The organism is Austwickia sp., assembly GCA_016699675.1.
Classification (GTDB): domain Bacteria; phylum Actinomycetota; class Actinomycetes; order Actinomycetales; family Dermatophilaceae; genus Austwickia.
Map to the genome: position 1 here is coordinate 2,167,128 of CP064985.1, position 17,388 is coordinate 2,184,515.

General features: G+C 72.6%; 19 protein-coding genes. 11 read left to right on the forward strand and 8 right to left on the reverse strand.

Annotated features, from left to right (window positions below):
• Positions 1-26: 26 nt before the first annotated feature.
• Positions 27-1,445 carry an NAD-dependent malic enzyme gene (locus IPK37_09875; protein ID QQR99378.1) on the reverse strand — a complete coding sequence of 473 codons (1,419 nt, stop codon included), beginning with the start codon at positions 1,443-1,445 and terminating at the stop codon, positions 27-29.
• Between the two features lie 126 nt (positions 1,446-1,571).
• Between IPK37_09875 and IPK37_09880 the strand changes: the two genes are divergently transcribed.
• Positions 1,572-2,213 (forward strand): macro domain-containing protein, encoded by a 642-nt coding sequence (locus tag IPK37_09880; GenBank protein QQR99379.1) that lies wholly within the window; start codon positions 1,572-1,574, stop codon positions 2,211-2,213.
• A gap of 76 nt (positions 2,214-2,289) precedes the next feature.
• Here IPK37_09880 and IPK37_09885 read toward each other — a convergent pair whose 3' ends face one another.
• Both IPK37_09885 and IPK37_09890 read right to left on the reverse strand, forming a co-directional pair.
• A complete protein-coding gene (locus IPK37_09885; GenBank protein QQR99380.1) occupies positions 2,290-3,729 on the reverse strand; it encodes a HAMP domain-containing histidine kinase in 1,440 nt (479 codons plus the stop codon).
• Positions 3,726-4,382: a response regulator transcription factor gene (locus IPK37_09890; protein ID QQR99381.1), complete on the reverse strand. Its 657-nt coding sequence runs from the start codon at positions 4,380-4,382 to the stop codon at positions 3,726-3,728. The genes IPK37_09885 and IPK37_09890 overlap by 4 nt, the downstream gene beginning before the upstream one ends.
• A 126-nt stretch (positions 4,383-4,508) precedes the next feature.
• On the opposite strand from IPK37_09890, the gene IPK37_09895 reads away from it, so the two are divergent.
• Genes IPK37_09895 through IPK37_09905 form a run of 3 tightly spaced genes read left to right on the forward strand, consistent with a single transcriptional unit; the run spans position 4,509 to position 7,559 of the window.
• A complete protein-coding gene (locus IPK37_09895; protein QQR99382.1) occupies positions 4,509-5,729 on the forward strand; it encodes a hypothetical protein in 1,221 nt (406 codons plus the stop codon).
• A complete protein-coding gene (locus tag IPK37_09900; protein ID QQR99383.1) occupies positions 5,726-6,658 on the forward strand; it encodes an ATP-binding cassette domain-containing protein in 933 nt (310 codons plus the stop codon). The genes IPK37_09895 and IPK37_09900 overlap by 4 nt, the downstream gene beginning before the upstream one ends.
• The gene (locus tag IPK37_09905; protein QQR99384.1) at positions 6,645-7,559 is read left to right on the forward strand and encodes an ABC transporter permease; all 915 of its coding nucleotides are present in this window, start codon (positions 6,645-6,647) and stop codon (positions 7,557-7,559) included. The genes IPK37_09900 and IPK37_09905 overlap by 14 nt, the downstream gene beginning before the upstream one ends.
• Here IPK37_09905 and IPK37_09910 read toward each other — a convergent pair.
• The gene (locus tag IPK37_09910; GenBank protein ID QQR99385.1) at positions 7,549-8,799 is read right to left on the reverse strand and encodes a PLP-dependent transferase; all 1,251 of its coding nucleotides are present in this window, start codon (positions 8,797-8,799) and stop codon (positions 7,549-7,551) included. The two genes, IPK37_09905 and IPK37_09910, sit on opposite strands and share 11 nt — an antisense overlap.
• Positions 8,800-8,900: 101 nt before the next feature.
• Entirely contained in the window at positions 8,901-9,839 is a 939-nt protein-coding gene (metA, locus tag IPK37_09915; protein QQR99386.1) for a homoserine O-succinyltransferase, read from the reverse strand.
• 230 nt (positions 9,840-10,069) lie between these two features.
• Between metA and IPK37_09920 the strand changes: the two genes are divergently transcribed.
• The gene (locus IPK37_09920) at positions 10,070-10,369 is read left to right on the forward strand and encodes a hypothetical protein (protein QQR99387.1); all 300 of its coding nucleotides are present in this window, start codon (positions 10,070-10,072) and stop codon (positions 10,367-10,369) included.
• On the opposite strand, the gene IPK37_09925 is transcribed toward IPK37_09920, so the two are convergent.
• The 3 genes from IPK37_09925 to IPK37_09935 all read right to left on the reverse strand — a co-directional run bounded on the left by IPK37_09925 (position 10,326) and on the right by IPK37_09935 (position 12,662).
• Positions 10,326-10,919, reverse strand: a complete 594-nt coding sequence (locus tag IPK37_09925; protein QQR99388.1) for a hypothetical protein — start codon at positions 10,917-10,919, stop codon at positions 10,326-10,328. The genes IPK37_09920 and IPK37_09925 overlap by 44 nt on opposite strands.
• Entirely contained in the window at positions 10,916-11,314 is a 399-nt protein-coding gene (locus IPK37_09930) for a PadR family transcriptional regulator (protein QQR99389.1), read from the reverse strand. The genes IPK37_09925 and IPK37_09930 overlap by 4 nt, the downstream gene beginning before the upstream one ends.
• Before the next feature lie 67 nt (positions 11,315-11,381).
• Positions 11,382-12,662 carry a methyltransferase domain-containing protein gene (locus tag IPK37_09935; GenBank protein QQR99390.1) on the reverse strand — a complete coding sequence of 427 codons (1,281 nt, stop codon included), beginning with the start codon at positions 12,660-12,662 and terminating at the stop codon, positions 11,382-11,384.
• A gap of 119 nt (positions 12,663-12,781) precedes the next feature.
• Between IPK37_09935 and IPK37_09940 the strand changes: the two genes are divergently transcribed.
• The 6 genes from IPK37_09940 to IPK37_09965 all read left to right on the forward strand — a co-directional run bounded on the left by IPK37_09940 (position 12,782) and on the right by IPK37_09965 (position 17,387).
• On the forward strand, positions 12,782-13,105 hold the full coding sequence (locus tag IPK37_09940; protein QQR99391.1) for a winged helix-turn-helix transcriptional regulator: 324 nt from the start codon (positions 12,782-12,784) through the stop codon (positions 13,103-13,105).
• 68 nt (positions 13,106-13,173) lie between these two features.
• Positions 13,174-13,692, forward strand: coding sequence for an SRPBCC family protein (locus IPK37_09945; protein QQR99392.1), 519 nt, complete (start codon positions 13,174-13,176; stop codon positions 13,690-13,692).
• Complete coding sequence (locus IPK37_09950; protein ID QQR99393.1) at positions 13,689-14,255, forward strand: TIGR03086 family protein; 567 nt, start codon at positions 13,689-13,691, stop codon at positions 14,253-14,255. The genes IPK37_09945 and IPK37_09950 overlap by 4 nt, the downstream gene beginning before the upstream one ends.
• Before the next feature lie 75 nt (positions 14,256-14,330).
• On the forward strand, positions 14,331-15,029 hold the full coding sequence (locus IPK37_09955) for a response regulator transcription factor (protein ID QQR99394.1): 699 nt from the start codon (positions 14,331-14,333) through the stop codon (positions 15,027-15,029).
• On the forward strand, positions 15,026-16,378 hold the full coding sequence (locus tag IPK37_09960; protein QQR99395.1) for a HAMP domain-containing histidine kinase: 1,353 nt from the start codon (positions 15,026-15,028) through the stop codon (positions 16,376-16,378). Before IPK37_09955 ends, IPK37_09960 begins: the two co-directional genes overlap by 4 nt.
• A gap of 202 nt (positions 16,379-16,580) precedes the next feature.
• On the forward strand, positions 16,581-17,387 hold the full coding sequence (locus tag IPK37_09965; protein ID QQR99396.1) for an ABC transporter ATP-binding protein: 807 nt from the start codon (positions 16,581-16,583) through the stop codon (positions 17,385-17,387).
• Position 17,388: the final 1 nt, after the last annotated feature.

Sequence of the window (17,388 nt, forward strand, 5' to 3'; positions counted from 1 at the left end):
CGGCGGCCGAGCCGGCCGCGGCGGGGTCAGGGCGTACGACGTGCGGGGCGGCACACCCCGTCCGCCACGGCCGCGGCGTGTACGGCCTCCGCGACGGCCGGCGCCACCCGGTGGTCGAAGGCGATCGGCACGATGTAGCGGGGGTGCAGCTCGTCGCCGACCACGTCCGCGATGGCGCGCGCGGCGGCGAGCTTCATGTTCTCGGTGATCCTCGTGGCGCCCGCGTCCAGCGCCCCGCGGAAGATGCCGGGGAAGGCGAGCACGTTGTTGATCTGGTTCGGGAAATCGCTACGGCCCGTGGCGATCACGGCGGCGATGTCTTGAATGAGTTCGGGCCGGATCTCTGGGTCGGGGTTGGCCATGGCGAACACCAGCGGGTCCTTCGTCATCGACTTGACGTCGTCGACGGTGAGCAGGTCCGGCCCGGACAGCCCGACGAACACGTCCGCCCCCCGGATCACGTCGGTGATCGTGCCGGCCAGCTTCTCGGGGTTGGTGTTCTCCGCGAACCACTGCTTGCTGGCGTTGAGGTCCTCGCGGCCGGTGTGCACGGCGCCCCGCCGGTCGACGCCGATGATGTTGTCCACGCCCGCCGCCATGAGCATCTTGCTCACCGCGACGCCGGCGGCGCCGACGCCGGCCACCACGATCTTGAGGTTGCCGTGCTGCTTGCCGACGATCTTGAGAGCGTTCTCCAGGCCCGCGACGGTCACGATCGCCGTGCCGTGCTGGTCGTCGTGGAACACGGGGATGTCGAGCGCCTCCACCAGGCGCGCCTCGATGTCGAACGCCCCTGGGGCGGCGATGTCTTCGAGGTTGATCCCGCCGAAGGTGGGCGCGAGCGCGGTGACGATCGAGACGATCTCGTCGGGGTCCTTGGTGTCCAGGCAGATGGGGAAGGCGTCGACGCCGCCGAACCGCTTGAACAGCTGGGCCTTGCCCTCCATCACCGGCATCGCGGCGTGCGGCCCGATGTCGCCGAGCCCGAGCACCGCCGTACCGTCCGACACCACCGCCACGGTGTTCTTGCGGATCGTGTATTCGTGCGAGAGCTCCCGGTCCGCCGCGATCGCCGAGCAGACCCGGGCCACGCCGGGGGAGTACGCCATCGCCAGGTCGTCCATGCCCCGGATCTCGACGGAGGAGTCGACCTGGATCTTGCCGGAGGTGTGCAGCGCGAACGTGCGGTCCTCCCACTCCAGGACCTCCGCGCCCTCGACACCCTCGACGGCCGCCAGGACTTCCTGCTGGTGAGCTTCGCTCTCGCAGTAGACGATGACGTCCTCGGTCAGGTACGCCGTCTTGAGCTCGAAGCCCTCCAAGGCGTTGATGTTGCCGCCGGCCTCGCCGATGGCCACGGCGAGGTGGCCGAGGGTTCCCGGTCGGTCCGCGAGGCGGACGCGGATGCGGATGGAGTAGGCGGGGGAGGGCGACTTCGCTGACATGACAGCGAAAATATCCCAGGCGGTCAGGCTCGTGAGCAGCGGGTCGATGCGCTGTGGCCGGCTCCTGCCGAGTGGCCCGGCCGGTGCCGGGCGCCGGGCAGCGTGGCGCGATCAGGGAGGTGCTGGGTGGAGATCGTGCTGGTGGGCCGCGAGCCGGAGCTGACGGCCGCGTGGGAGCGGACGTGCGGCGACATGGTGGGCGTGACCGTCACGACGGCGGACATCCTGGCGGTGGCCTGCGATGCGGTCGTCTCGCCCGCCAACTCGTTCGGCTTCATGGGCGGCGGGATCGACCTGGCGTACGCGCGGGGCTTCGGCGCCGGCCTGGAGCGGCGCGTCCGGACGGGCATAGCGGCCCGCTGGGGCGGTGAGCTGCCGGTCGGCTGCGCCGAGATCGCCGCCACGTCCGACGTACCGGGGCACGGCCCGATCCCGTGGCTCCTCGTCGCGCCCACGATGCGGGTGCCGGGCCGGATCGACGGCACCGTCAACGCCTACCTCGCCGCCCGCGCGGCGCTGCGGCTCGTTGCGTACGGCGTGTTCCCGGCGGACTCGGAGGGTTACGGCGAGTGGGCCCGCCGGCCGGTGCGCGACGCCATACGGCGCCTCGCCCTACCCGGGCTCGGCACCGGCACCGGCCGGATGGCCCCGGAGGCGTGCGCGCGGCAGGTCCGGGCGGCGATCGAGGAGGTGCGGTACGGCGCGGGCGAGCCGCCTCCCGACATGGCCGCGGCGATGGCCCGGCACCGGAACCTCGCGCGCGGCTGACGCCAGCGATGAGACGGCGCGCTGCGCCCTGCGTCCTTGTGACGCTGCGGACTTGGCGACACCGTGGCGGCGGCTATCACACCGGTTGCGGCGACTCCACCGGCGGTGCTGGGAAGCACAGGGTCACGGCCAGGCCCGGGGCGGCGTCGGACATGGTGATCGTCCCGCCGTTGCGGCGGCAGAGCTCGCGGGCGATCGCGAGCCCCAGCCCAGAGCCGCCCCCGTCGCGCGCGCGAGCCTCGTCGAGCCGGGTGAACCGCTCGAAGACCCGCTCGCGTTCCGCCACAGGGATCCCGTCGCCGTCGTCCCGGATCGTCAGAGCGCGTCCCCCGACGTCCACGCGCACCTGGGTGCGGGCATGGCGTACGGCGTTGTCCAGCACGTTCCTCCCAATTCGAAGGACGTCGCCGCGCTCGGCGTACCACTGCGTCGCCGGGGAGGCACCCACGAGGACTGGAACGCGGGCGTCGGCGTACCGGTCCACCAGTTCCGCGGCGAACGTCGCCACGTCGATCGTCTCCGGCCGCAGCTCGCGGGCCCCGTCCGTCGCCCGGGCGAGCGTCAGCAGGTCCTCCACCAGCCCCGCGAGCCGGTCGATCTCGGGGAGGAGGTCGTCCGCCAGGTCTGCTGCATCCCCGACGCGGCGGGCAACCTCGACCTGGGTCCGCAGCGTCGCCAAGGGGCTCCGCAACTCGTGGGCGGCGTCGGCAACAAAGGCCCGCTGGCTCACCTGGGCCTGATCCAGCCTCGCCAACATCTCGTTGAGGGTGATGGCCAGCGCCCGGATCTCGTCGCCGGCCGGTGGCACGGGCAGGCGATGCCCCGGCCGGCCGTCGCCCCGGATCCGTTCGGCGCCCGAGCGCAGTGCTTCTACGGGGGCCAGCGCGGAGCCGATGACCCGCCACGCGATGGCCGCCAGCATGGCTAGGAGCAGGGGAAACGCGACGGCCATGCCGAGCCGCAGCATCTGCAGCGTGCCTTCGGTGTCCTGCGTCGGCACGGCCGCCACGACGCTGACGCGCTGACTGCCCAGCGCGGGGGTGACCAAGTCGGCCGGGACGGCGACCACGACGAGTTCGCCGGACAGGCCCGAACGGTGGCCTGGCGCAGCGACCGCCGCGCCGCCGAGCGCGCGGTTCAGATCGCCAACGTCGAGCAGCGGGGTGAGTCGATCGGCACCGAACGACGCCGCCAGCACCCGGTGAGCGGGGTCCAGCACTTGGACGGCGATCGCGCCGGTGACCGGCACCGGGTCCGGAAGCCGCCCCGCCTCGACGAGCACCGCCACGTCCCGGGCCGAGGTCCGCGCCCGCCCGGTCGTGGCGTCGGCCCCGAGGCGGGCCACGGCGCCGTACAGCAGGAGCCCGAAGGCGAGCAGTGCCGTCGCCACGCCGCAAACGCCGATGACCATCAAACGAGACCGCAGCGACAACCGCGCCCAGGCGGTGGTTGCCGGGGCAGGACCGGGGCCGACGGGGCCGCGTTGGCCGCGGTCTTTGCGGCCGTCGCGGCTCATGCGGCGATCCGGTAGCCCACGCCGCGCACCGTCTCGATCGTCGCCGCGCCGAGCTTGCGGCGCAGGTGGCGGACGTAGACCTCGACGATGTTGGGGTGGATGTCGTCCGAGTTGCTCCAGACCCGGTCGAGGAGGTGCTCCTTGGCTGCCGGGGCGGGGTGCGCCCGCATGATCTCCTCCAGCACCGCGAACTCGCGCCGGGCCAGGCCGATAGGTGTCCCGTCGAGCGTCACCTGCCGGGCGGCCGGGTCGAGGCTGAGTGCCCCCACCGTCAGGAGCGCTGGCCGCGGCACGGGGTCGCGACGCAGCAGCACGCGTAGCCGCGCCAACAGCACGACGAAGCTGAACGGCTTGGTGAGGTAATCGTCGGCGCCGTAGTCGAGGGCGTCGGCCAGGTCGTATTCGCCGTCCTTGGCCGACAGCATCAGCACCGGGACCCAGTTGCCCTCCTCGCGCAGGGTCCGCAGCACGGCATACCCCGACAAGCCGGGCAGCATGATGTCGAGGATCACCGCGTCGTAGCCGCCGAAGCGGGCCGCGCCCAACCCAGCCGTTCCGTCACGGACGACATCGACGGCAAATCCCTCCGCCTCCAGGCCGCGGCGGAGCGCCTTGCCCATGCCGGGCTCGTCCTCGACCACGAGCAGTCGCACAGGATCACCCTGACACACCAGCCGACCCGGCCCGCGGTGGGCGGGGATGACCCGGAAGCCGTCGGCTTCAGCGTCCGTTCAGCGACTTTCAGGAGCACTTCAGCCGGGGTGGGTGAGGATGGGTCCATGAGCGCAGCCTTCTTCGCCGACCGACCGAATCGCCGCTGGCTCGTCCCCGGCGTCGTCGCCGCCGTGATCGCGGGCGGGGCGGCGGTGGTCGCCCGCCCGGCCGTCGCTGAGGCGGGCCTGCCCGACCGAACGGCCGCGGACCTCATCGCCGACGTCCAGAAGACTCAGGTCACCAGCTTCTCCGGGACCGTCGTGCAATCCGCCGACCTGGGCCTTCCGGCTCTGCCGACCAAGGCCGCCGCGGGGGACCTCGCCTCCACGGAGGGCCTCCTGGCGCTCGGCACCGGATCGCATACCTGGCGGGTCTGGTCGGCAGGGCCGACCGCGAGCCGGCTGGCGCTCGTGACCGAACTGGGCGAGAGCGACGTCATCCGCAACGGCCCTGACGTGTGGCTGTGGTCCAGCAGGGACAAGAAGGCCGTGCACTACCGGCTGCCCGCGGAGGCGACTGCCAAGAGCCACCCCACACCGCCCGCCCTTCCGTCGGGCGTGACGATGCCCGCGACGCCCGACGAGGCGGCCAAGCTGGCCTTGGCGAAGCTCGACCCGTCGACCGAGGTCAGCACCGGCGGGACGGCCACGGTCGCGGGTCGCTCGGCGTACGAACTCGTCCTCACCCCTCGCGATCGCGCGGCATTGGTCAGCAGCGTGCACATCGCCATCGACGGCGAGAAGCGCGTCCCGCTGCGCGTGCAGGTCTTCGGCAGCAAGGCCGCCAACCCCAGCAAGGCCGCCATCGACGTGGGCTTCACGGCCGTCGACTTCGGCACGCCGGACGCGCGGCAGTTCACGTTTACGCCACCGCCGGACACCACCGTGACTGAGGCCAGCCTGGAGCAAGCCGCGCAGCATCCCGACGGCGCCGCGAAGCGTGCCCCCGCGGCGACCAACTCTGCCTCTGCCAACCCCGCGGCCGCCCGGCCACGGATCGTCGGCACCGGCTGGACGTCGGTCGTGACGGGAACGATGCCGGCGCCAACGGCCACCGGCCAGTCCTCGGTGGGCACCCCGGACGGCAGGGGCGGCACCGGCGACAAGGGCGCGGCGGCTGATCAGCTCCAGAGCCTGATGGCCACGCTGCCCGAGGTCTCGGGGAGCTGGGGGTCGGGTCGCCTCCTCGAGACGAACCTGCTGTGCGCGGTGATCACGAGTGACGGCCGGTACGCCGTGGGCGCGGTCGCGCCGAGCAAGCTCTACGAGGCGCTGTCGAGTCGATGAGCGAACTGGCGGTCTCCACGACGGGACTGGCCAAGCGGTTCGGCGATCGCACGGTTGTCGACGACGTGCACCTGGCGGTGCCTCGAGGCGCGGTCTATGGCTTCCTCGGCCCCAACGGCTCGGGCAAGACCACCACGATCCGCATGCTGCTGGGGCTGATCCGGCCGCAGCACGGGTCGGCCGAGGTGCTCGGCGTCGACGTGCTGCGCGAGCCGACGGCGGTGCTGCATCGGGTGGGCTCTCTGGTGGAGGGCCCGGCGTTTCATCCCTATCTGTCGGGGCGGGCCAATCTGGCTCGTCTCGACGCGGCCGACGCGCGCGCCGATCGGCGCACCAGCAGGGCGCGCATCGGCGCGGCCCTGGATCGCGTGGGCCTGGCGAACGCGGCCGGCAAGCGCTATCGCGCCTACTCACTCGGGATGAAGCAGCGCCTCGCGCTCGCGGCGGGGCTGCTCGTCCCCAGGGACCTCATGATTCTCGACGAACCGACCAACGGCCTGGACCCCCAGGGCACCCGAGAGGTTCGCTCGCTGATCGCGTCGTTCGCCGCCGACGGCATCACGGTCTTCGTGTCGAGTCACCTGTTGGCGGAGATCGAGCAGGTGTGCACGCACCTCGGCATCATGCGTGCCGGCCGCCTCGTCGCCCAGGGGCCGGTGCGCGACGTGCTGCCGAGGGGGGCGTCGCAGGTCCGCGTCGACACCTCGGACCCCGGCGAGGCGGCAGCCGTGCTGCGCCGGCTGGGGGTGCAACAGGTCAGGACCTCGGCCTCCGCCGCCTCCGGCGTACCGGCCGCCGTTGCACCCGAGGCGATCGTCGCCGCGCTCGTTGCCGCCGGCGTGCCCGTCCGCGGATTCGTCGCCGCCGCGCCCAGCCTGGAGGACGTATTCGTGTCGCTGACCGGGGAGGGATTCGATGTCGACGCCTGACACGGTCGCCACAGGGGCGCCCGCCAGCGGTCGGGGGCCGGAGCGCGCGCCGACCGGGGCGGCGGTTGCCGGCACGGCGCGGCCCCGGCTGAGCCCCTGGCGTCTCCTGGGTTCCGAACTGGCCCTCATCGCAGGTCGGCGGCGCAATCAGGCCGGGCTTGCCGTGCTGGCGTCGGTGCCGATCATCATGGCGATCGCGGTCAAGGTGAGCCAACCCCGGGCGGGCCGTGGCCCCGATTTCCTCTCCTCGATCACGGCCAACGGCCTGTTCGTCGCGTTCGCCGCGCTCACGGTCGAGATGACGATGTTCCTTCCGCTGGCCATCGCCATGGTCTCCGGCGACTCGGTTGCCGGCGAGGCCAACATCGGCACCCTGCGGTACCTCCTGACGGTGCCGGTGGGGCGGACCCGGCTGCTGGTGGTGAAGTACCTGTCGCTGGTGGTCGCCGCCGTCTGGGCCGTGACGCTCGTCGCCGTCGTGGGCGCCATCGTCGGCATCGTCATGTTCGGGACGGGTCCGCTGACGAGCCTGTCGGGCAGCCAGCTGCCGTTCTCGACGGCCGTGGTCAGGCTGATCCTGGTGGTGCTCTATCTGGGCGCCGGGCTCGCCGCGCTGGCGGCCGTCGGCCTGTTCATCTCGACCCTCACCGAGCAGCCGATGGCCGCCGCGGTGGCCCTGATGATCGTCACGATCGTGTCGTGGATCCTTGATGCGATCCCGCAGGTCGACTGGCTTGCGCCATACCTGATCGTGCATGAATGGCTCGCGTTCGGCGACCTGCTCCGGGACCCGATCGCGACCGAGGCCATCGGGCGTGGCCTGCTCGTCGACCTCTGCTATGCCATCTTCTTCTGGGCGCTCGCGTGGGCCCGGTTCGCCGGGAAGGACATCACGAGCTGAGGGCGCGCTCCAGGTCGGCGCGGAGGTCCTCATACGACTCCAGGCCGATCGAGAGCCGCAGCACGTCCTGGCCCGGCTTGGCCTCCGCCGCGACCGGACGGTGGGTGAGCGCGGCCGGGTGCTGGATGAGCGAGTCCACCCCGCCCAGCGACACGGCGTGCGTGAAGACCCGGACCCGCTCGACGACGGCGCTGGCCCGCCGGAAACCCTCTTCCGGACCGCCCGCCAGTTGGACGGCGATCATCGCCCCGGGCCCCCGCATCTGCCCCTCGGAGCCGACCAGCCCGTGCGGGTCGCAGCCGGGCAGGCCGGGGTGGCGGACCCCGGCCACGTGCGGGGCGTCCGTCGCCAGCCAGTCGACCAGCCGGGCGGCGGTCTCCTGCTGCACCCGGACGCGGATCGGCAGCGTCTGCAGGCCGCGGTGCAGGAGGTACGCCGAGAGCGGGTGCAGCAGCCCGCCGGTGACGGCGCGGACCCGGCGCAGCGCCGCGGCCCAGGTGTCGTCGCACGCCACCACGCCGGCGACCACGTCGCCGTGACCGCCGAGGTATTTCGTGCCGCTGTGCAGCACCAGCGTCGCGCCGTGCGCCGCCGGGTTCTGCAGCACCGGGGTGGCGAACGTGTTGTCCACCAGCACGGGCACCTCGCCCGCACCCGCCGTACCCTTTCCATTCGCGCGGCCGCCCGCCGCCGCGACGACCGCGGCGATGTCGACCAGATCCAGCGTGGGGTTGCCCGGCGTCTCCAGGATCACCAGACAGGTGTCCGGCCGGATCGCGGCGGCCACGCCGTCCGGCGTACAGAACGTCGTCTCCGTTCCCAGCAGCCCCGTGGCGAGCACGTGGTCGGTGCCGCCGTACAGCGGCCGGACCGCCACGACGTGCGCCCCGCGCCCAGCGGCCGAGCCCTGCTCCCGGGCGGCGAGGATGGCCGCGGCGACGGCGGCCATGCCGGAGGCGAACGCGACCGCCTGGGCCGTCCCCTCCAGCGCGGCCAACGCGGTCTCGAAGCGGGCGACGCCGGGATTCCAGAGGCGCTGATAGATGAGCCCGCCGGACTCCGGCCCCGGGTCGGGCACGCGACCCGAGGCGAGCAGGTCGTACGCCGCGCCACCGGCGGCGACCGACGGCACCGGGTAGGTGCTGGATAGGTCGATGGGCGGCACGTGGAGCCCCAGGGTCACCAGGTCTGCACGGCCGGCGTGCACGGCTAGGGTCTCCAGCCTCATGACGTCGTCCATGCTCGCCACTGTCCAGGGCGCGCCGACGAGCGGCAACCGGATTGGCCAGATCCGTCCCGGTGAGTTCGGTCGCCCCGCCGCCGCCGGCTGGGCCGCCGGGCTTACTCCGGCGGCGCGGCGGGCTTGGGGATGGCGGACAGATCGTACGGCGTGCGCTGGTAGACGTAGTAGTTCAGCCAGTTCGAGTAGAGCAGGAACGCGTGGCTGCGCCATGTGACCAGGGGCTTTTGGGTGGGGTCGTCGCCCGGGAAGTAGTTGACCGGCACCTTGATGGGCAGCCCGCGGGCCACGTCGCGGTCGTACTCGGCCTGCAAGGTGCGCCGCTCGTACTCCGGGTGACCGGTCACGAAGAGCTGCCGCTGGTCGCGACTCGTGGCCAGGTAGACGCCGGCCACGTCGGACTCCGCGATCAGCTCCAGCCCGTCCGCGGCGAGGATCGCCTCCCGCCCGACGCCCGTGTGGCGCGAATGCGGCGCGGGGAAGACCTCGTCGAAGCCCCGCACGATGTGTGCGTGCCGCTCCAGGACCCGGTGCTCGAAGACGCCGAACATCTTCTCCGCCAGCTCGAACTTGGGCACGCCGAAGTGGTGGTAAAGCCCGGCCTGGGCGCCCCAGCAGGTGTGCAGCGTGGAGAACACGTGCTCCTTGGACCACTCCATGATGTCGACGAGCTCGGGCCAGTAGTCGACGTCCTCGAACGGCATCAGCTCGACGGGGGCGCCGGTGATGATGAGGCCGTCGAACTTGTCGTCGCGCACCCGGTCGAACGTCGTATAGAACGCCTCGAGGTGCTCGCTCGAGGTGTGCGTCGACTCCCGCGAGCGCATCCGCACGAGCGTGAATTCCACCTGCAGCGGCGAGTTGCTCAGCAGCCGCAACACCTGTGTCTCGGTGTCCACCTTCGTGGGCATGAGGTTGACCATGGCGATCCGCAGCGGGCGAATGTCCTGGTGGCCGGCGCGGTCCTCCGACATGAGGAACACGTTCTCCGCGTTCAGCGTGGCGCGTGCGGGCAGATCGCGGGGAATCTTGACGGGCACCTGGTCCCTCCTCCGGCCGGCGGTGCGCCGCTCGCGTGCGGGAGCGGCAGTGCGGGAGACGAGGGTACGGCGTGCGGGGCTGGCCGCGCAGAGGCGTATCTCACCGTGGGCAGCTAGCATCGGAGCGTCTCCCTGGAGCGCCCGCGGGATATCCGTTGCGCGGGCCGGCGAGTCGTGTCCGGCAAGGGCACGAACACCGGCGACCGCAGCCGTCCGAGCGAGGGAGAGCCATGGGAAAGCACTACAGCGAGGCGTCGGAACGCACCGCCAAATGCCTCTTCTGGCTCGGGGTCGTCGCCATGCTGGCCGCGATCATGCTCGGGGTAGCCACGCGCAGCGTCGGCGCCTGGGTGGTGCTCTTCGCGATCGGGCTCCTCGGGCTCGCGGTCGCCGTCTGGAATCGCCCACGGCTCGCCCCGCCGGCGGGGGCGTCGTCAGCAGCCACTATCGCCCCATCGGCGGCCGCAGCCGCCCCCGCCCCGACGGTCAGCCAGGCGCCGGTGTCGCGCCCGGTGGCGGCGCCGAAGTAGCCGTCGCGGTCGCCGTGGCGTTGCGCAGCTCACGGCGTACGTCGCGCACGAAGACCGCCAGCGCACCGGCGAGCGCGACGGCGTAGGCCGTCAGGGCGACCTGTAGCGGGAAGACCGCGGCGGACCAAGCCGGCATGCCCCCCACGCCGTACTGCCAAGACAGCGCCAGCGCCGACGCCCCCACCATGAGGACGCCCGGTGCCGCGGTCGCGCGGTCCCGGCGGCACACCCACAACAGACCGATAAGGCCCAGCAGCACCGCAGTCACCGTCGCGGCGCGCCACTCGCTGCCGGCGTCGGCCTCGGCGTAGATGTCGTGCCAGCAGGCCCAGAACAGGCAGGTGAGCACGAGGCCCGCGGCGACCAGGAGGGCTGACTTCGCCGCCGGGGCCAAGGTGGAGATCGCCCTGACGCGTTCCCGTGCCGCGCCGCGCAGGACGTCGCCGACGAGTCTGGGGGACAGGGGCAATTCGCGCAGCAGGTCGAGGTATTCGGCGCCGTAGCGGTGCCGCCATTTCGCCGGGTAGAGCGCCAGGAGGAGGCGTCTCATGTCGCACCTCCCGGCAGGGCTAGGCCGTGCGCTGCTCGGCCGGGACGCGACGTACGCCGTGCGGGGCCGGCGCCCGCGGCTCGGCGGGTCGGCGCTCGGCCGCCGCGTTCGTCCAGGGCGGCCACGAGGAGCCGCCAGGCCGCTTCGTGCTCGGCGGCGACGGTGCGCCCGGCCGGGGTCAGCTCGTACGGGCGGCGCCGGCCCTGCGGGGGCAGCGGCGCGATCAGGCCCTGCTCTTCCAGCGCCGTGAGCGCGCCGTAGAGGGTCCCGGGCCCCATCGTCACGCCGCAGAGCGCGGCGACATCCTCGATGATCGCGTAGCCGTGCTTGGGGCCGCCGGACAGCGAGGTCAGGACCAGCGCTCGGGGGCCGCCGAAGGTGGTGGGGTCGGCCATGCGTGTCCCTCTCTGTGCGGCTCCGCTGACGGCAACTACTACGTCCCACGATACATCGGGAGGCGTATCAGCGACAGGGGCCGGAGCTCACCTTCCGGGTCTGGTCACGACGCTCCAGCAGCACCAGCACCTCGGCGTGGTCGGTGTGCGGGAACATGTCGAAGAGCCGGGCGCGGGTCGGTCGGAGCGACGGCATCCGCGCCAGGTCGGCCGCGAGAGTGACCGGGTTGCAGCTGGAGTAGACGACGGTCGCCACGTCGCTGTCCTCGAGCCAGGCCGCCAGGCGGGGGCCGATGCCGCGCCGGGGCGGATTGACGATCACCATGTCCGGGTGTCGGCGAAGCGCCTCGGCGTACGCCGTCGCGTCGCCCGGCACGAACCGCGCGGCCAGGCCGGCGCTGTGGGCGGCGGCCGTTGCCCCGGCCACGGCCGCCTCGGCGGCCTCGACGCCGGTGATGTGGGTAGGCGCGTCCGGGGCGGCCCCGCCCAGCGCCCGCGCCGCGTGCAGGGCGAATCCGCCCACGCCGCAATACAGGTCGAGGACCGACTGGGGCGCGGCGGAGGCGATCCAGTCAGCGGCCTGCCGATAGAGCGCCCCCGCGACCTGCGTGTTGGTCTGTAGGAACGCCCCCGGGTGCAGGTGCAGCGTGACGTCCCCGACCCGCATCGGGAGGGTGTGTTCGTCGGTCAGTATCACGTCCGGACCCGGGCCCTCCGCCAATGCCGCGTGGGCCGGGAGCAGGTTGGCGGACACGACGTGCGGGGCGCGGAGGCCGGCGGCGACCAGGTCCGCGGCCAGGTCGGGCAGCCCCCGCCGGATCTTGCCGAGCTGGCCCTCGGAGCGCAGCACGAAGCGGATCATCGCCTCGGCGCCCTCGGGTCGTGCCGAACCGGCCGTGATGCCAGCGCCATTCGAGTCGTCGGGGGTCTCGCGGGTGCCCTGCGTGTCGGAGGGCGGCGTCTCGATGACCTGGATGCCCTTGAGTTCCCCGGTGCGGGCCGCCACGTCGTACGGCCGCAGGCCCAGCCGCGCGATGAAGCCCGCGAGGACCGGCAGGGCTGCGGCTGCGTACGGCCCGACGATGCCGCAGCCGCGCAGGTCCACACCCGACCCGTCCGCGGCGAGGATCCCGAGCGTGGGGGATTGCGGCGTGCCGGCGACGACCATCTTGGCCTTGGCGCGGAAGCGGTCCTCCGCCGAGGCGCACGGGGCCGACCAGGCCAGATCCGCGTGCTCGCCGAGAAGCCGCCGCGCGGCGGCGTCCTTGGCGGCCAGCTGCGCGGCGTACGGCGTCGCGAGCCGGACACAGGAACCACAGGCGCCCGCCTCGAAGTACCCACACCGCACGACCCGATTCTGCCGCCCGCTGCGATCGGCCGCCGCATCGCTTATTCAACCTTTTGGTTGAAAACCGTCAAGGACGGGGGCTAGCGTCTTAATCAACCACTTGGTTGAGAAAGGATCGCATGGACGATCAGCTGTCGAAGGCGTTCGCCGCCCTCGCCGACCCGACGCGCCGAGACCTCGTCGCGCGGCTCGCGATCGGCGACGCGACCCCCTCGGAGCTGGCCGCCCCCTACGACATGACCCTGCAGGCGGTCAGCAAGCACCTCAAGGTGCTCGAGGCCGCCGGGCTCGTCTCGCGCACCCGCGAGGCGCAACGCCGTCCCGTGCATCTGGAGGCGGCGGCACTGCGCGCCATGACCGAATGGATCGATCGCTACCAGCGCCGGGCGGAGGAGCGGTACGGCCGCCTGGCGGCGGTGCTCGCCCAGCTCGGCGACGAGTGACGCGGTCACCCGACGTACGACCCGCTTGTCCCGACCCATGTTCACCCCACGGAGCAAGGAGAGCAGCCATGACCACGACCCAGCACCTGACCGCCGCCCGGATCGAGGCCGACGCGCAGGTTCCCCTGATCCGCATGACCCGGGATTTCCAGGCCACGCCCGCCCAGCTGTTCCGGGCGCACACCGATCCCGAGATCTACGCCCGCTGGGTCGGCCCGGCCGACATCGGCACCCGCATCGAGCACTGGGACGCCCGCACCGGCGGGAGCTGGCGCTTCGTCAACCACCGGGGCGAGGGGGATGCGCTGGAGGAGTACGGCTTTCACGGTTGCTTCCACGAGGTCCGGCCGGATCGCATCGTCCAGACCTTCACCTGGGAGGGCCAGCCGGACGGCGTGTCCCTGGAGACCCTGACGTTCGAGGACCTCGGCGACGGCTGGACGCGCCTGCACGCCCAGTCCCTCGTCGACTCCTTCGAGGGCCGCGACGCCTGGCTGGACAGCGGGATGGAGACCGGCGTCAATGACGGGTACGCCAAGCTCGACGCCCTGCTCCCGACGCTGCTCGCCGAGGGGAGCCCGGCGTGACCGCGCTGCCGCAGCAGGCCATCCCCGACAAGTTCCGCACGGTCGCCGCCGGATTCACCGCGCGGGTGGACGCCGTGACCGACTGGGACGCCCCCACGCCGGTCAAGGAGTGGGTCGCGCGGGACGTGGTGGCCCACCTCACCTGGATCAAGGACGTGCTCGGTGACTGCGTCGACCTGGGCGAGATCCCCTCGGCCGCAAGTGATCCGGTCGCCAGCTGGGCGGCGCTCGCGGGCGCCATCCAGGGCCTGCTCGACGACCCCGCGACGATGGCGATCATCCATCGGCACGCGCACACCGGCGAGAACCCGGTGCCCGTGCTCATCGACCGGATCTACACCGGGGACGTCTTCTTCCACACCTGGGACCTGGCCCGCTCCAACGGCCTGGATGACCGGCTCGACCCGGCGTACGTCCATGAGGCGCTCGTCGGCATGACCGCGGCAGAGGAGGTCCTGCGGCCCTCGGGGCAGTTCGGGGAGCGCCAGCCCGTGCCCGACGACGCGACCGAACAGGACCGGCTGTTCGCCTTCCTCGGCCGCGATCCGTCCTGGCGCCGCTGAGTCGGCGTCAGCCGCCGCCGGCCTGGGCGCGGGTAGCCTCGGGGCAGGGCCGGGCTCACCCGCGGGAGGTGCGCGATGACGACGTACGACGTCCTCATCGTCGACGACGAGGAGGAGCTGGCCCGCAGCACGGTGGACTATCTGGCGGCGTTCGGCCTCGCCGCGACCTGGGCCGGCTCAGCCGAGGACGCCCTGGGGCGCCTGCGCCGCGACGACGCGCGGCTCATCCTGCTCGACGTCAACCTCCCCGGTCTGACCGGGTTCGACCTGTGCCGGCGGCTGCGCACCGACGCGGGCACCGCGCAGACCCCGATCGTCTTCCTCTCGGCGCGGCGCAGCGACGACGACGAGATCCTCGCGCTGAGCCTCGGCGGGGACGACTACCTGCGCAAACCGTTCTCGCTGTCGGTGCTGCTGGCGAAGGTCCGCCGCATCCTGACCCGCCTCGACGACGCGGGGGCCGCGCCGACGGGGTACGACGACGGCCACCTGCGCTGGGACCCCGCCGCGGACCGCTTCTGGGTCGGGGGCTGCGAGCTGGTGCTGCCGGCCATGGAGCATCGGCTGCTGCGCTACTGCCTGGAACACCGCGGCAAGGTGCTGACCAAGCGGGACCTCTTCGTCGGGGTCTGGGGGGACGCCATCACCGGCGAGGGCACCCTGACTGTGCACGTCCGGCGCCTGCGGACCCGCATCGAACCCGACCCCGAGCATCCCACCTACCTGCGCACGGTCTGGGGTCGCGGCTATCTCTTCGAGGGGCCGGGCGGGTGAGGGGGGAACGCGCCGGCGCGGTGGGCCAGATCGACGGCGTACGACGGGCCGGGGGCGCGCGGGTTGTCGGGGTGCGGCCCGATTCGCGCCAGCGGCTGCGCACGTGGCCGATGCTGCTCGGCCTCTGGGTGCTGGCCGCCCTCGCGGTCGGCGTGCTCATGTGGACCGTGACGCGGCCCCTGCCGGCGGTGGACGTGGCCGCCGCGAACGATCTCGCCCGCACGGCCGAGCGCAGCTGGGGCAGGCTCGACACCGCGGCCCTGGACGGGGTGGGCGTGGACTACACGGTGGTGGATCGGGCCGGGAACGTCCTGGCCGCCCGCGGCGCCCCGGTCACCGATCAGTTCGCCGCGGCGCGCGCCCGGGCGGTGTCGCTCGACGTGAACCGGGGCGACCAGACCCTGGGCCGCGTCTACGTCGCCGACCCGAGCACGGCCGCCGCGGCCGACCGGCTGGGATTCGTCGCGCGGGTGGCCGCCTTGGCGATCGGTGCGATCGCCGCGGTCGGGACTGCCTGGCTGCTCTGGCTGCGCCGTCGGGTGGTGGCGCCGTTCGGGCGCTTGCAGGAGTTTGCGGCCGACATCGCGGCCGGTCGCCTCGATGCGCCGCTGCGGATGGACCGGTCGCATCTCTTCGGGGCCTTCACCGAGAGCTTCGACCTGCTGCGGGCCCAGCTCACGCGGGCCCGCGAGGCCGAGCGGGCGGCGAACGAGAGCAAGCGGACCCTCGTCAGCCAGCTCGGCCACGACATCCGCACCCCGCTGGCGAGCCTGGGCGCCACCGCCGAGCTGCTCGCGGTGGGGGAGTCTGATCCGGTGCGCCGGGAGCGCCTCGCCGTGGTCCTGGCCAAGGTGGGCCAGATCGACGCGCTGGTCGACGAGCTCTTCGACGCGAACGCCGAGCAGCTCCAGGCCCTCCCGGTCGCGCCGGTGCCCGTCGGCACCCCGGAGCTGAGGGAGCTCATCCACCGCGCCGACGCCACGGGGATGGTGGCCGCGATCGACCTCCCGGACGCGCTCGTCGAGGTCGACCCGCGCCGGGCGCAGCAGGTCTTCGACAACGTCCTGGGCAACGCGGCGAAGTACGGCGCCCCGCCCGTCACGGTCACCGGGGTGGTCGAAGCCGGCCTGTACGCCGTGACGATCCGCGACCGCGGCCCCGGCGTACCGCCTGACGAACTGCCCCGGCTGACGGCTCAGCGATTCCGCGGGAGCAACGCCGCCGACGCGCCGGGTTTCGGTCTGGGCCTGTTCACCTCGGCCTGGCTCATGGAGCGGATGGGTGGTTCGCTGACCTGCCACAACGCCACGGACGGCTTCGCGGCCGTGCTGGAATTCCGGTTGGCGTGAACCGGTGAACCGGTGAGCCGGCGAGCCGCTTGGGGGCGGGTACCGCGACCATCGCGAAATGGGCCGATGAGCCCCGCAATGTCCTGCGCGTCGACCCATATCGCGAGGGTGGCGACCCTGGGCAGGGAGCGGCCAGGCGGACTTAGGAGAGATGTAGGGAACTCGCAAGGACTGCGTCAGGGCCGCTTCCTACCGTGAGGACATGAGCAGCACGCAGACGCAGGCCGACACACCCGGGCGCGCAGCGGCGACGCGGCGCGAGTTGGTGATCGAGGCCATGCGCCTCTCGAAGACGTTCTCGCACGGGGGCGTACAGCAGCACGTCCTACGCAACCTCGACCTGGAGATCCGCGCCGGCGACTTCACCGTCATCATGGGCCCCTCGGGCGCGGGCAAGTCCACGCTCCTCTACGCCCTCTCCGGCATGGACGCCCCGACGCTGGGCACCATCACCTTCGACGGCGAGGACATCTCGCGGTACTCCCCGGACCGCCTCGCCGTCTTCCGGCGGCGTCGGTGCGGGTTCGTCTTCCAGCAGATCCACCTGCTCGATGCCCTGTCCCTCCAGGACAACGTGCTGGCGGTGGGGCTGCTGACGGGACGGCGCCACGACGTACGCCGCCGGGCTGCCAACCTCTTCGACCGGGTCGGGCTGGACGAGGCGACCCGGAACAAGTTCCCCAGCATGATCTCCGGCGGCGAGGCGCAGCGGGCCGCCGTCGTGCGGGCGATGATCAACGAGCCGGCCGTGCTGTTCGCCGACGAGCCGACCGGCCAGCTCAACTCCGAGTTCGGCCAGCGGGTGCTCGACCTGCTCACGATGCTGCACCGCGACGGGCAGAGCATCGTCATGGTCACCCACGACCTGCGCTCGGCGCTGCGGGGCGACCGGATCCTCTATCTGCGCGACGGCAGCATCGTCGGCGAGCTGACGCTGCCCCGGTACGCCGCCGAGGACGCCTCCCGCCAGGACCAGCTGGCCGGCTTCCTCGCCGAGATGGGCTGGTGAC

What these genes read in the sequence shown, in the direction of transcription:
- IPK37_09875 (QQR99378.1), bottom strand. Translation starts at nt 1,445, where the DNA reads ATGTCAGCGAAGTCGCCCTCCCCCGCCTACTCCATCCGCATCCGCGTC.
- IPK37_09885 (QQR99380.1), bottom strand. Translation starts at nt 3,729, where the DNA reads ATGAGCCGCGACGGCCGCAAAGACCGCGGCCAACGCGGCCCCGTCGGC.
- IPK37_09895 (QQR99382.1), top strand. Translation starts at nt 4,509, where the DNA reads ATGAGCGCAGCCTTCTTCGCCGACCGACCGAATCGCCGCTGGCTCGTC.
- IPK37_09900 (QQR99383.1), top strand. Translation starts at nt 5,726, where the DNA reads ATGAGCGAACTGGCGGTCTCCACGACGGGACTGGCCAAGCGGTTCGGC.
- IPK37_09905 (QQR99384.1), top strand. Translation starts at nt 6,645, where the DNA reads ATGTCGACGCCTGACACGGTCGCCACAGGGGCGCCCGCCAGCGGTCGG.
- IPK37_09910 (QQR99385.1), bottom strand. Translation starts at nt 8,799, where the DNA reads ATGGACGACGTCATGAGGCTGGAGACCCTAGCCGTGCACGCCGGCCGT.
- IPK37_09920 (QQR99387.1), top strand. Translation starts at nt 10,070, where the DNA reads ATGGGAAAGCACTACAGCGAGGCGTCGGAACGCACCGCCAAATGCCTC.
- IPK37_09925 (QQR99388.1), bottom strand. Translation starts at nt 10,919, where the DNA reads ATGAGACGCCTCCTCCTGGCGCTCTACCCGGCGAAATGGCGGCACCGC.
- IPK37_09930 (QQR99389.1), bottom strand. Translation starts at nt 11,314, where the DNA reads ATGGCCGACCCCACCACCTTCGGCGGCCCCCGAGCGCTGGTCCTGACC.
- IPK37_09940 (QQR99391.1), top strand. Translation starts at nt 12,782, where the DNA reads ATGGACGATCAGCTGTCGAAGGCGTTCGCCGCCCTCGCCGACCCGACG.
- IPK37_09945 (QQR99392.1), top strand. Translation starts at nt 13,174, where the DNA reads ATGACCACGACCCAGCACCTGACCGCCGCCCGGATCGAGGCCGACGCG.
- IPK37_09955 (QQR99394.1), top strand. Translation starts at nt 14,331, where the DNA reads ATGACGACGTACGACGTCCTCATCGTCGACGACGAGGAGGAGCTGGCC.
- IPK37_09965 (QQR99396.1), top strand. Translation starts at nt 16,581, where the DNA reads ATGAGCAGCACGCAGACGCAGGCCGACACACCCGGGCGCGCAGCGGCG.